This window comes from Staphylococcus delphini (assembly GCF_900636325.1).
In the GTDB taxonomy this organism is placed as follows: domain Bacteria; phylum Bacillota; class Bacilli; order Staphylococcales; family Staphylococcaceae; genus Staphylococcus; species Staphylococcus delphini.
In genome coordinates this window covers 407,870-422,041 of record NZ_LR134263.1, presented here as the reverse complement: position 1 = coordinate 422,041, position 14,172 = coordinate 407,870, and the positions used below count along the sequence as shown (strand labels likewise).

Below are 14,172 nucleotides of genomic sequence, written 5' to 3'. Positions count from 1 at the left end.
ACATATCGTACGTTATCATTACGTGTTGTGACTTGCAATTATTTCCACTGTATTTCTTGTTGGTACCATGTGATGACTTGATCAATTCGCGCAATCAATGTCGCCTCATCTTCTCCTTCAATTACAACTGACATGATATGATCCACACTCAGTTGCGCTGCTCCAAACGGTTGACCTGGTGTTGCTTTAAGAGATTGAAAAAGGACCCAATCTTCATCTAACGGTTGTTGTATTCCTTGAAATGTCGCATTTTGAGGTGGCAACAAAATAAATCCGCCATACCGCTGAATTTGGATGTGTGCCTCTACCTCTTCTACGCGCCCTGTTTGTAAGTAAAGACTCATTTGATTGAGCTGCATCCCAATAGCATGTTCTAGCGTACGACCAATTTCACCGCCTCCTGTACGACTCGCAATTTCACAAAAATAGATGTCGTTCGTCGGTGTCACGAAAAATTCGGCATGAAATGATCCGTTCGGCAAGGTCGGTAATGCTGCAACGACTTGCTTCACTTGCTGTTGTAGCGCTTGACTGAGTGGATTGTCTGCCTTCAACATATAACTCGCTAGTGGTTGATGGTCTTTAAAGGCTAAACATCCATTGTAATAGTGCGACACATAGGCACACTTCACTTCTCCATTGTGCACAAGTCCATCGACATGATACATCTCCCCATCAATAAACTGTTCAATTTCATATTTTCCTAAGTCGGGATGTGTCTGTAAAAACGTGTCAATATCCTGTTGCGTGCGTGCAATCACAACATCCGACGAACCTGACCCATCAATCGGTTTGAGTACGACAGGGTAGCCGTATTTTTCTACAAATCGTTGTATATTCGCGCCGTCTATCGCTTTGTCAAAGTGTGGTGTGTTCACTGATGTGCTTTGCAACAACTGTTTCATCAACACTTTATCGCGATACGCTTCTGCACTTATTAACGACTGGCCCTCTAAATTCAACAACGCTCTAATTTTGGCCGCTCTTATCACATCAAATTCCGAAATCGCTAGCACATGGGTCACGTCATATTGTTGACTTAATTCGAGCGCACGCATTTCAATGTCAGGATTTACCATATAATGTTCAAATGCTTCAATACGTAAATAATCCTTGTCCGCATAACTGTCTTTTTTCTCAGCTGGACAAAATAAAATCATTTGCTCTGCTGTATCCGGAAACCATTCATCATACGGTGTTTTAACATGGTCCGTACTTGATAACATCAGTATTGTCATGCCACAACCACCTCAATCACTTCATGAATCCAATCAATTTTTTGTTGCACCGCTTCAGTCGACTCAGCTTCAAAAACGATATTGAGCACAAAACAACTCGAAAAGTGTTCAGGAGGCAAAACCACCGAATCTCCGTAATTTTTTAAAGGCACGACATGGTGTATCCCTGGAATTTCAGCCAATCGCTCGACACCTTTAATCCCTTTAAACGTTCCAGCTTGCTCTGCCATGATGCTATAAAAACACATTTTCTTTGACGTTTGATCAAAAGTAGGCCAATTTTCAGTCACATCTTTTCCGACTGCAACATCTAATATTTTTTCAATGAATGAACGGCCAGATGCACCTGGAATTAAATGTGACGTAATAAAGCCACCCCCTGGTCTTGCCGCTGCTTCTATCACTTTAAAACCGTCTTTCGTCACTCTACCTTCCAGATGAAAAGCACAATGATTAATGCCTAAACTTTGAATCGCTTGCGTCGCTTTCGTCTTAATTTCTTGTTGTAAGGCTGCATGTTTATCAGACGGAAAAATCGCCATGTACTCCAGTGAATATTCAGGTGTGACCGCTTTGTCCGTAATCCCTGCAATGCGTACTTCTCCATTTTGCACGACACCTTCAACCGACACTTCTTCACCGACAAGATACCCTTCATAAATGTAATCATTCGGATAATAGCGATACACTTTGTCACGTTCTGGTGATGTCGCATGACGTAATGTTTCGTACACATAATCGATACATTCTTCACTTTCAATTTTAAAAATACCTTTACTTCCAGAAGCGCCCACCGGTTTCAATATTCCAGGCGTTCCAATACGTGCAACAGCATGACGTAAATCTGCTTCACTGCGCACATTTTCAAAATCTGGGGAAATGTTAGGCACTTGATCAAACGCCACACGCATTAAATATTTGTTGCGGGCATTTTTAACGTGCGACATCGGAATACCGGGTAATTGCAGACGGTCATTTAATTGTGCAACGAGCTCTACATCTTTATCAGACCACGTCAATATCCCACTTAAAGGGTGCTGTTGATGATACGCGAGCGCCGCTTCAACGACTGCTGTTTCGTCATACGTATCGATTTCAATCACTTCATCTAGACCACTGTCAATCAGTTGTGGATCATGGTCTGTCATCAATACGACACGATAGCCTTGTCTTTTTGCCTTAATGACCGGTGCGACTCGCTCGACTTTATGACTTCTCAAATTAATAAATAGTAATGTTTTCACGCACTTCACGCTCCTATGTTAAACCTCTATAAATTGCTGTTGATACCATTTGCGATCATATGCCGTCATATCAAGTTGACTCTGATGTTCACGACAATAATCAAACCACGCTTGATAAAGTGAACCGACAATTTCTTTATAATAAAGCGCTTTCATCAAGTCTGTTTCAGAATACACCACGCCAGACGTTTTCATCAACCGTAAATCGTAATAGGCGTTTAACGTATACGGCGGACATTGAATCACCCCCGGACAACGTATCGCATGTTTCACATTTGCAAATACATGCCCTTTATGATGTTGATTGCTCCATTCGGTAATATCACTCATCACTGGCGGAAAATAGTAATGTCGCTGAATACGATGGCGCTCATTCAAAAAATTTCCCGGCGTATAATGCCAACTATTGTATTCCATTCGTTTACTAATTGCCGTCAAAATACCTGCCAACATCTGACTTTGAGCGCGAAAAGCTTGTTTCATCGCTTCACTCGGTATCGCACAGCAAAAATACATTTGTTGTTTCCATTCAAAAATTGTTTCTAACTGATCGTGTTTTAATGCATCATGATACATCCAGGGCTGTCTAAACCCTCGCGTCATACCGACATCTGAATCCGTCGCCCGTATCGCATAACCTACCATTTTTTCGAGCAAAGTTTGGATCGTGGTCATATCCGGATGTTGCATTAAATCGTTTAAAAATGCATCGTAATACGTCTGTTCTGGTGCCATTCCTAATATTTGTACCAATTCATGCTCCATCGCTTCATCACGATACAATTCCACTTCTTGTTGATTTAAAAACTGTTCTTTTTTATGCAAATTGAGCCCATTGATTTTTCGATAAATGACATAGTTTTCGGCAACTTTTTCACGCAATTGACAAATCAATCGTGCTTTCGCTAAAAGAGATTTAGGCACAGGTTTGGACGGCGTATCAGTCATTTCTTGATAAACCGCTAACTTTTCTTCTAAATAGCGAGATAAATAATGCAGTGAAAAATGAACACCGTTGACCTCTTCTCCTCTAGCAGGCGGACCAGATTGCAACAATGTGTAGAGGTTAAAAATAAAAATGCGTTCATCTTTCGTCCACGTATCCTTATTTTTCTCAGCCAACTCATCCAATAAAAAGTGTGTTGTATCCCCTTCTAAACTTTTCAATAAATTGTTGTAATGATAAAACGTCGTATACGTATGGCTGTTATAATACAGGAGCACCGGTGCCATAAAGTCGACTTTTTCTTTAATCGCATCGATCACTTCTATAACGTCTTGCGGTTCGAGGTGTCGAAAAAATGGAACAACTTCTGTTTGATAGCGAAACATTTCCTCCGTATGCAAACGCGTCGTCAATTGTTCAACTTCAGTCATTACTTCTGTCGTCAATGTGAAATAACCCCAAATTTGCGTGTAGTCATCGTTAAAACTCGATCCAAGGTGGAGACGACCATAGGCTGACATTCCAAAACTGATGACTTGCTCTAATTCGGACGGTTTTTCATCGGTAAACAGACAAGTGGCATGCGCCAAACGTTGATAAATCCCCCATTGTTCAAAATTCATACTTTGTCGCGCAATCTCAAGCGGAATCTTTCCATCCAATGTCAGCATTGTATCAACCATTTCAATCGGTTGCTTGAGTTGTATTACTTTGGCATGTACCGCTTCCAACAATTGTTCAAAACCTTTTTGCTTCATTACAATTCCTTCTCTCTGTCTAATATGATAGGTAACGAAAAAGGCTGCTGCCCAACTGTGATCGCTGACGTGGGACAATTGTCAACTGCATCATCTAAATTTCCTAAGTCACATTCAGGTATTTGCGCTGTGCCACTATTACAATCTAAGCACATGTACGCTATCCCTTGCGCATCATACCGAAACAATCGGGGCGCCGCAGCACCACAAGCTGAACAAGAAATACACACTTCTCTGTCTACATACGCATAATAGCTCATCAACTTCCCCCCTTACTGTTCTCGAATAAAATTCATTATCGTAGCATTTTTGATACATTTAAAATTAATATTTTACTTTTTTATTATAATAAATTTATGCTTAAACCTCAATTTAAATCTCATTTTTCACTTTTAGAAAATTTAAACACAAAAAAAAGGCCGGGACCACACTGATCCCAACCTCTTCCTACTATTTTATTTCAATTTTGATATCGTACATCTATCCAATGTTTATTTTACAATGAGCACAGGAATATTCACACGTTTTGCAATTTTATGTGTCACGTGACCGAGTACATGCTTAATGTCCATTTCAGAACGCTTATTACTCATCACGACGACATCATAGTTTTCATTTGCAACTTCATTGACGATTTCTTTTGTCGGTGATCCTGTCGCAAATTTCACTTTGTAAGATAAGCCAACATCTTCAATCGTTTTCAAGAATGGCTTCATTTCTTTTTTCTTTTCTTCTACCACTTCTTCAAAATGTTTGCCTTGATAGCGGACGTAATTCGCTAATTCTGTCTCTGAAATGACGTTAAAAACGACAATTTCGTATGGTGCATCATTGCCTGTTAGTTTTTTTAATTGTTCAGGGACATTTTTAAAGCTGTTGCCAAAATCATATGGAACGAGAATATTGCTAAACATATCTAATCCCTCCTCATTTTTGGTGTCTCCTTTATTTTGATGTCGACATGACTATATCGGAGACGGCTTTCTTATCATCTTTATTTTAGCACTATGATAGCGCTTTCTCAAGGTGGCCCACTTTTATCATGGGGCGCATGCATAAAATTATTTTTCACACAAACACACATTTCAACTTCTAGAAAGTGCACCCCTCTGTAGCACAAAAAATGATACTGCAGTAAAAAAAGACACTTCAAAAAAAATGAAGTGTCTAAAAAATTTATGATGAAAATTCTATAATATCTAGCGTTTCAGTAATGTCAACATCATTTAAATCATGCCCTACCACGACTAAATAAGGTGACATTTCAATCGGACACGGTTTCAACTCTAAATGTCCAGGCGTATATTGTACGACATAGGGTGTTTCACAACCTTTAAAATAGACAAAGCCCTTCACTCTAAAGACATCTTTTAACCCTTTTAATCCTTCAATTAACGCACTTTGTTGGATAGGTGATTGAAATTCATACAACATATGTGACAAATGCCCATGATGGTGGACGGATGAACGTTCACCAATGTGATATTCCGACACATGTTGAATCTCTTGTAATGTAATTTCGCCGTAACGTGTAAGGATGTACGGTGTATCAGGATAGTGTTGTTGTATAGTTTGGACGACTGCTAACAACTGGTCACTTTCTAACAAATCAATTTTATTAATAATCAAATGACTACAGTAACGAATTTGTTCATCCATTAACGTTTGAATCGGTTCAGGTAAAGTGTCTCGACTTTCATAGGCTGCCGCATCGACAATGCCTAACATACTCAAGTCTTGAATGAATGGCGCAAGCACAGGTGTCATGCATGCATCAAACACTTCAACTGGATGTGCGGCCCCACTACATTCGATAAAGACAATGTCGGGTTGATGTGTTAAATACAATTCATGGAGTTGTTGTGAGACATTCGCCTTCAAATCACAACAAATACAGCCATTCGTCAACACTTCCATTTTCACATCTTCGGTCACGAGCTGTGCATCGACATTTTTAGCCCCAAAGTCATTCATCATCACAGCTGGTTTTAACTCTTGATCAATCGCATCTTGTATTAAAAAGTTCAGTGTAGACGTTTTACCGCCACCTAAGAAGCCTGCTAATATGACGATATCCATCTAATCTCCCCCATCTTTCATCCAATCACGAAATAACCGGCTTCCCGTTGTGGTATGTTGGCCTTGATATTTCCCTTGATATTTTGTTTCTGGTACCGTTTTTGTTTCAGCTAATACGATTTGGCAAATACGTTGGCCTTGTTCAATCTCTAACGGAAAGTCGTTGGCATTGTACAGTTCCAATGTGATTTTACCTTCAAATCCCGGATCGACCCAGCCTGCATTTTGTATGAAAAGTCCTGCTCGACCGACTGAACTCCGCCCTTCGATAAACCCAGTTAATTGTTGGGGTAATGTGATATATTCTTCTGTCGTAGCTAAAATAAAAGCGTGTGCAGGTATCACCACTCGAGGTTGTTCAATCGTCTCATAAGCAATCGGATCACTCATCCGTTGTATCCCTGTTTCGGGTGGTATCGGTTTTAAAAAGTGCGATCCTAATGTTAAATCAACAGATGCTGGTTCAATATGTGCTTCTACTAATGGTTCAATATTCAATAATTGACGTTCGAGATACGCCTTAATATCACTATCTGACAAAATCATACGATGCACCTCAGTTTCTTAAATATCAATCGTAACTTTTACGAAGTGTGATGCTTTCATAATTTATCATGTCCAGAAGATTCAGACAAGATTTTTTTGAATATTTTTCATTTTATTTTCGAGTAATGTTATCAAAATACAATAAATAAGCAATGTTATATAATAGTGAAACTTTTTTGACAACGTAACCAGATGAGATGTTCATACCCGTTGCGCACATTTCATAAACGCGCGATGAAGCAATACGAAAAAGCCTGCTCGAGTGTCATCGTTATACATTCGAACAAGCTTTCTCTCTATTTACATACCTAATTGGATTAATCTGTTGTCAAAGCCACTTTAGAATAAGAAATAACGTTGGGTCATTGGTAATTCTGTTGCTGCTTCACTCGTTATTTTTTTCCCATCCACGAAAACTTCATATGTTTCAGGATCAACGTCAAGTTTTGGTAAAGCACTATTATTTTTCATATCTTTTTTAGTTAATTGACGAATATGACGTACAGGTCTCACGTCACGTTTTAAGTCTAATGTACGACGAATACCGTTCATATAAGCCGCTTGTGATACGAAAGTGATGGCCGTACTTTGTAAGTTGCCACCATATTGCCCATACATATGACGATATTTAATGGGTTCAGATGTTGGAATCGAACCGTTCGCATCACCATTCGCCGCAACGTTAATCATGCCGCCTTTAACAACCATGTCCGGTTTCACACCAAAGAAACGTGGGTCCCAAATGACAAGGTCCGCTAATTTACCGGCATCAACAGAACCGACATATTCTGAAATACCGTGTGTAATAGCAGGATTAATCGTATATTTCGCAATATAACGACGGATGCGATTGTTATCATCATATTCACTGTCACCTTCAAGCGGTCCGCGTTGTTGTTTCATACGATGTGCGACTTGCCATGCACGCGTAATGACTTCACCGACACGTCCCATCGCTTGAGAGTCAGAACTGATCATACTGAAGACACCCATATCTTGTAAAACGTCTTCTGCAGCAATCGTTTCTTTACGAATACGAGAATCTGCGAAAGCCACGTCTTCTGGAATCGATGCATTTAAATGGTGTGTAATCATGACCATATCTAAATGTTCATCAATCGTATTGTGTGTATACGGTAATGTTGGGTTCGTCGATGAGGGTAATACATTCGGATAACCTGCTGACTTAATTAAGTCAGGTGCGTGTCCACCACCAGCTCCTTCTGTATGGTACATATGGATAACTTTATCACCGATTGCTTTCATCGTATCTTCCATAAAGCCCGCTTCATTCAATGTATCCGCGTGCAGTGCGATTTGAATATCGTAGTCATCTGCCACTTCAAGTGCATGACGTAATGCTGAAGGTGTCGCACCCCAGTCTTCATGCACTTTCAAACCGATGACCCCTGCATGAATTTGTTCAACTAATGCAGTCGGGTTCACCGCTTGACCTTTACCTGTAAAACCAATGTTTAGTGGTAAATTTTCTGCCGCTTGAAGCATGCGGTGAATATACCAAGAACCTGGTGTCACCGTTGTCGCTTTTGAGCCTTCTGAAGCACCTGTTCCACCACCGATATGTGTTGTAATCCCACTTTCTAATGCCACTTCTGCTTGTTCAGGGTTAATAAAGTGTACGTGTGTATCAATACCGCCTGCAGTAACAATCATCCCTTCTGCTGCTATCACATCTGTCGAGGAACCAATAATAATATCGACACCGTCCATAATATCCGGGTTGCCGGCTTTCCCTAATTTCATGATGTAGCCGTTTTTTACACCGATATCACATTTAATGACTTTATCGTGGTCAATCACGACAGCATTTGAAATGACTAAGTCCGCCACGGCTTTGTTATCACGTGTCGCATTCGGGTTTTGTCCCATACCATCACGGATTGATTTACCACCACCGAAAGTAACCTCATCACCATATCTTGCGTAATCTTTTTCGACTTTCGCAAATAAATCCGTGTCAGCTAAACGTATAGAATCGCCAACTGTTGGGCCGTACAAACTTGCATACTGTGATTCCGTCATTTTAAAACTCATTTGACTTCACTTCCCTCTACCATATTAGGCGCTGTAATACGAGATTGATCAAGTGGCCCATCGACTAAGCCGTGAAAACCATATACATGTTGTTTCCCTGCATAACGCACAAGACGTATTTCTTTTTCGTCACCTGGTTCGAATCTTACAGCTGCACCCGCTGGAATGTCTAAATGTTTTCCATACGCTTGTTCACGATCAAACGACAGTGCGGGATTCGCTTCAAAAAAATGATAATGTGAACCGACTTGAACAGGTCGATCCCCTGTATTTTTAACCAGTAATTTTGTATTTTCGCGTCCTTCATTAATCATAATTTCGGTTGAATTCACAATAATTTCTCCAGGTTGCATCATTGTCCCCTCCTACACAATTGGATGATGAATCGTAATTAATTTTGTACCATCTGGGAAAGTGGCTTCGATTTCGATATCTGTCACCATCGCTTCGACACCTTCCATAACATCATCTTTTGATAAAATTTCACGCCCGTAACTCATTAACTCAGCAACTGTTTTACCGTCACGCGCACCTTCTAATATTTCATAACTAATTAATGCGACTGCTTCAGGGTGATTTAATTTCAAGCCACGCGCTTTACGTCGTCGGGCTAAATCCGCAGCAACAACAATCATCAGTTTGTCTTGTTCTCGTTGTGTAAAGTGCATCCCATTCACTCCTTATTCTCATAATTAAATTGGCTTAGACCTTTATTATAATCCTACCTATCCGTACTTTCAAATCATAATATTATACGGTAATAATAAAATCGATCCCAGAAGCAGTTTAAAACTCAACTCCAAAAGTGCTATACTCTTATTAATATTATGACGATATAGTTGTTAATTGAAATGTTCAAATGTTAAAATATGAACAGAGAATTGTGTTTTAGTAACAGAGAAAGAAGTGAACTTTAATGTCAAAATGGATACATACTTTTTTCAAAAACATTTCTCAAGTCGTCCTACTCGAAAATACATGGACAGGTTTACTCATTTTAATCGCGCTATGGATTGGCAATTGGAAAATCGGACTCGCCGCGATGATTGGGAGTGTCATTAGCCTCTTAACCGCACGATTTTTCAATTATACCGACGAAGAGATTCATTCCGGTCTCGCAGGCTTCAATCCTGTACTGATTGCGATTGACTTAACTTTATTTCTACTCTGGTCTTGGCAAAGCATACTCGTCATTTTAATCAGTATTGTATTAGCGATGCCTATTGCACAAGCCATCAAAAACTTTTTAAAACCATTCCGTCTACCCGAACTCACTACACCTTTTGTCATTATCACATGGGTCGTTCTCTTGATGTCACAACAGTTCAAATTTGTTAAAACGAACGTCGATGTCTTACCGTTAACTGCAGATGTGCATGTCAATTTAAATTCAACTTTCCATCCGATACATGCCTTTTTTAGTGACGTGAGCCAAATCTTTTTAATCGAACATACAATCAGCGGTATTCTAATGGTGATCGCCTGTTTTATCGCTTCAAGACGCGCGGGCATTTATCTTTTAATTGCCAACTTCTTAGGTTTATTATTGGAATTTTTCTTTGGCGCAGATATTGGCACACTGAATGAGGGTCTCTTCGGCTTTAACTTGATGCTATCTATCATCGCAATTGGCGTGACATTCCGTTCTGCCAATCATCTCAAAGCAGCGATCGCCTTTATTTTAACGGTAGTTATGACGCCTATGATGTATGCAGCAACCGCAACATTTTTAGAACCGATCGGCATCCCATCACTGACATTTCCATTTATTATCACAACATGGACCTTACTTTTAGCCGGACAATCAACAGCCCATCCAGACATTGCCAAATAAAATAATAAAAAAGTGCACCTACCGCCTTGATGCGAGCGATGCGTGCACTTTATTGATCATATTCAACTTATTCTACGTTTGCTAGTGAAACCATTCCCTATTGAAAGTAACACACAAGTGGCGAGTCAAGTATGTGCTATCCACCATCATCCATCATGCTTTACGTCTTCAAAATACGCCTCATCCAAATGATTAATATCCAAATGCTCAATCTGTAATGTTGTATGTGCCAATCCATACTTTTCTTTCAACAACCGTTCCAATCGATTAATCGTACGGTACGCGTCTTCACTATTTCTACTATCCAACACGACATGCGCACTGAGCGAATAATGGTCCGTCGTAATTGACCACAAATGAAACTCATGGACGTCCAACACTTGGTCTACTGATTTCATCGTCTCCATAATCTCATCAGTCTCCAAATGTTCAGGTACGGATTCCATCAAAATCAACCATGCATTGCGCATAATTTTATAACCGCCGCGCAAAATGACTAAGGCAATGACCATACTTAAAATCGGGTCAATCAACTGAATCCCCGTTAAATAAATCAAACCGACCGCGACGATAACACCAACAGAATTCAATAAGTCCCCAATGAAATGCCATAATGCACTTTGAATATTAATATTGTTTTCACTCTTCAATGAGCGCATTAAAATGACGGTTAAAATAATATTCACAATCAACCCAATCGTCGCAATGACAAGCATTAAACCACTTTCGACGGGTTGTGGAAAAATAATACGCATGATCGCTTCATAAAAAATCCATGCAGAAATCACTGCAAGCGCAAGCCCATTTAAAAACGCTGCGAGAATTTCAAACCTTAAAAATCCAAATGTATAACGTGCGGTTGGTCGGCGGCTCGCAAAATAAACCGCGACCATCGATAAACCTAACGCAATGACGTCACTCAACATGTGAAATGAATCTGATAACAGCGCGAGTGAGTTAGAAACAAGTCCCCCTACAAACTCAACAACTGTAAAAAAGAGTGTGATAATGAGTGAAAGCCATAATGTCGTTTTCGAATGTGCTTGGGTTTTACGATGCTCAACATGATGAAAATATGTTCTTCTAGCCATAAATATACTCCTTTGATAATTTTTCTCAGTTCCTATAAACGACGCGAGGTGAATACGACCACTGCCGCATTCACCTCATGAGTTCTACTTGCTATATGTTATGAAATCGTCATTCACTAAACTTTCGTCTGCTTGATATTGTCGATAAGTTAAACATGCCACCCCAGAGAGCACTGCCACAGCCACGCCTCCGAAAATGTACGCTGAAACTTTATAAAACTGAGTCATTTTATTAAGCCTCCATGTTGAATTTTATTTTATCATACCCTGCCACATATTGCTTATAAACATGCTTTATCTATCTGCTAAAGAACATTTACAATATGTTATAAAAATTTAAAAATAAAAAACAATTTTTTGAATTAATCGTTTTGACAATTTTTTAAAATTATTGTATCCTATCACTGAATTGATGAAAACCCTTACAAAACACTAGGGTATCACTTTTAAAAGTAAAGGAGGGATACGCATGTCAGCGATTTCAGCCAAAATTTTCAGCTTTTTGCCAAGACTCATTATTAATATTTTTGTATAACCGTTACAAATTCAACTCACTAAACAAAGAGGTGGAAAAATGAAAGATCAAAAACAACTTTTTAGTATTCGTAAATTTAAAAGCGGTGTCTCATCAGTCGTTATCGCATCTTTGTTTTTCACAATCTTATCAAGCACACCCGCTTTAGCCGATTCAGAAACGATGCACCCTTCTTCTACAAAAGCACAACAAGCAGCACCATCTTTAGCAAGTAATAGATCATATGACGCATTACACTCCAAAACAACAAGCAATGTACAAACGCTCAATTCTGAAAATAAAATGACATCCCACTTACAAAATCAAAACATCCACACTGAACAAGTCAAAACAGAAGCCGATCAAAAAGCAAAACATGGCTTTTACAAAAATAGAGACCCGATTGTTTTAGTCCATGGGTTTAATGGCTTTACAGATAATTTACTCCCCTCGGTCTATCCACATTATTGGGGTGGAGAAAAGTTGAATATTAGGCAAGATTTAGAAGAAAATGGTTACAACACATATGAAGCCAGTGTGAGTGCATTTGGTAGTAACCATGACCGCGCTGTTGAACTTTATTACTATATCAAAGGGGGGACTGTCGATTATGGTGCAGCTCATGCAGCGAAATATGGACACTCCCGTTATGGCAAAACATATGAAGGCATCGACAAAGATTGGAAACCTGGTAAAAAAATCCACTTAGTCGGCCATAGTATGGGTGGACAAACCATCCGTCAACTTGAAGAATATTTGCGTAATGGAGACCCTGAAGAAATTGCTTACCAAAAAACGCATGGGGGTGAAATTTCTCCAGTCTTCAAAGGCGGTCATGATGGGATGATTTCATCTATCACAACATTAGGTACACCACACAACGGTTCACATGCGGCCGACGAACTCGGTAACGAAGCCATTGTACGCCAAGTCGTATTTGATGCCGCACAATATCTTGCTAAAAATAAAGGTCGCGTAGATTTTGGATTAAAACAATGGGGTCTTGAGCGTAAAGAAGGCGAATCACTCGATGCTTATTTTGAGCGCATTTTGAATAACGATCAGTTATGGCGTACAGAGGATCAAGGTTTCTATGACCTCACACTCGAAGGTTCAGCAAAATTGAACAAAAAGACATCATTGAACCCCAATATTGTCTACAAAACGTACACAGGCGAAGCGACACACCCGTCACTTTCAGGCAAGCAAAAAGCGGACTACGACATGTTCTTCTTATTAACATTGACAGCGAATGTGATCGGTAAAACTGCTGAAAAAGATTGGCGCGTCAATGATGGTGTCGTCTCTGTTGTTTCTTCTCAACATCCGTACAACCAAGACTGGGTGGACGCGTCAGATGAAATACAAAAAGGGGTTTGGCAAGTCATGCCTGTACAAGAAGGTTGGGACCATTTAGACTTTATCGGCCTAGATAAAAATGACACATCGCGCTCACAAGATGAATTAAAAGATTTTTGGCATGGTATTGCTGAAGATCTCGTTAAGTCAGAAGAAACAACAATATAAGGAGGTGGTGTAGATGGCAGGTACACCTTTAGAACTTTTACTTTCAATTTTTAAGTTATTAAGAAATATTTTCAAATTTTGATCAGTCAAATACCTATGCATGGATTGAGGCTGGGGATATTCCATCATGTCCTAGCCCCTCTCCCTTGTTTTGCTTCAAAAAATTTTAGGCTTCATATCGAACATCAAAATTAACGCCTCATTTCCCTTCAAATTCACATCTCAGTGCATTTAAAGCAAAAAAATAAAAAATCAATTTTTGAATTAATCGTTTTGACAATTTTTTAAAATTATTGTATCCTTTCACTAAATTAATGAAAGCCTTTGCAAATTATATTTC

The 14,172-nt window shown here is 39.4% G+C and carries 13 protein-coding genes and 2 pseudogenes; 3 read left to right on the top strand and 12 right to left on the bottom strand.

What is annotated here, in order from left to right:
- Positions 1–38: 38 nt before the first annotated feature.
- The 10 genes from EL101_RS01780 to EL101_RS01735 form a co-directional block, all read right to left on the bottom strand.
- Positions 39–1,238, bottom strand: coding sequence for an ATP-grasp domain-containing protein (locus EL101_RS01780; RefSeq protein ID WP_096596432.1), 1,200 nt, complete (start codon positions 1,236–1,238; stop codon positions 39–41).
- Positions 1,235–2,482, bottom strand: coding sequence for an ATP-grasp domain-containing protein (locus EL101_RS01775; protein WP_096596431.1), 1,248 nt, complete (start codon positions 2,480–2,482; stop codon positions 1,235–1,237). The genes EL101_RS01780 and EL101_RS01775 overlap by 4 nt, the downstream gene beginning before the upstream one ends.
- An 18-nt stretch (positions 2,483–2,500) precedes the next feature.
- Positions 2,501–4,186, bottom strand: a complete 1,686-nt coding sequence (locus EL101_RS01770) for a hypothetical protein (protein ID WP_096596430.1) — start codon at positions 4,184–4,186, stop codon at positions 2,501–2,503.
- On the bottom strand, positions 4,186–4,446 hold the full coding sequence (locus EL101_RS01765; RefSeq protein WP_096596429.1) for a ferredoxin: 261 nt from the start codon (positions 4,444–4,446) through the stop codon (positions 4,186–4,188). The genes EL101_RS01770 and EL101_RS01765 overlap by 1 nt, the downstream gene beginning before the upstream one ends.
- Before the next feature lie 231 nt (positions 4,447–4,677).
- Entirely contained in the window at positions 4,678–5,100 is a 423-nt protein-coding gene (locus tag EL101_RS01760; RefSeq protein ID WP_096543304.1) for a universal stress protein, read from the bottom strand.
- Positions 5,101–5,362: 262 nt separating this feature from the next.
- Positions 5,363–6,265: a CobW family GTP-binding protein gene (locus EL101_RS01755; RefSeq protein ID WP_096596428.1), complete on the bottom strand. Its 903-nt coding sequence runs from the start codon at positions 6,263–6,265 to the stop codon at positions 5,363–5,365.
- Positions 6,266–6,811: a dCTP deaminase gene (gene dcd, locus EL101_RS01750; protein WP_096596427.1), complete on the bottom strand. Its 546-nt coding sequence runs from the start codon at positions 6,809–6,811 to the stop codon at positions 6,266–6,268. It lies immediately after the preceding gene.
- 339 nt (positions 6,812–7,150) lie between these two features.
- A complete protein-coding gene (ureC, locus tag EL101_RS01745) occupies positions 7,151–8,866 on the bottom strand; it encodes an urease subunit alpha (protein ID WP_096596426.1) in 1,716 nt (571 codons plus the stop codon).
- Complete coding sequence (locus EL101_RS01740; RefSeq protein ID WP_096596425.1) at positions 8,863–9,219, bottom strand: urease subunit beta; 357 nt, start codon at positions 9,217–9,219, stop codon at positions 8,863–8,865. Before EL101_RS01740 ends, ureC begins: the two co-directional genes overlap by 4 nt.
- A 12-nt stretch (positions 9,220–9,231) precedes the next feature.
- The gene (locus EL101_RS01735; protein ID WP_014612952.1) at positions 9,232–9,534 is read right to left on the bottom strand and encodes an urease subunit gamma; all 303 of its coding nucleotides are present in this window, start codon (positions 9,532–9,534) and stop codon (positions 9,232–9,234) included.
- A 248-nt stretch (positions 9,535–9,782) separates the two neighbouring features.
- Here EL101_RS01735 and yut point away from each other — a divergent pair, with 248 nt between their 5' ends.
- The gene (yut, locus tag EL101_RS01730) at positions 9,783–10,700 is read left to right on the top strand and encodes an urea transporter (protein WP_096596424.1); all 918 of its coding nucleotides are present in this window, start codon (positions 9,783–9,785) and stop codon (positions 10,698–10,700) included.
- Between the two features lie 146 nt (positions 10,701–10,846).
- On the opposite strand, the gene EL101_RS01725 is transcribed toward yut, so the two are convergent.
- On the bottom strand, positions 10,847–11,791 hold the full coding sequence (locus EL101_RS01725) for a cation diffusion facilitator family transporter (RefSeq protein WP_019166332.1): 945 nt from the start codon (positions 11,789–11,791) through the stop codon (positions 10,847–10,849).
- Positions 11,792–11,875: 84 nt separating this feature from the next.
- Entirely contained in the window at positions 11,876–12,019 is a 144-nt protein-coding gene (locus EL101_RS13175; RefSeq protein WP_164715559.1) for a hypothetical protein, read from the bottom strand.
- Between the two features lie 346 nt (positions 12,020–12,365).
- On the opposite strand from EL101_RS13175, the pseudogene EL101_RS13780 reads away from it, so the two are divergent.
- Both EL101_RS13780 and lip read left to right on the top strand, forming a co-directional pair.
- A pseudogene (locus EL101_RS13780) lies at positions 12,366–12,419 on the top strand (hypothetical protein); the annotation flags it as partial.
- 24 nt (positions 12,420–12,443) lie between these two features.
- Positions 12,444–13,832 (top strand): annotated as a pseudogene (gene lip, locus EL101_RS01720) (YSIRK-targeted triacylglycerol lipase); the annotation flags it as partial.
- Positions 13,833–14,172 lie beyond the last annotated feature (340 nt).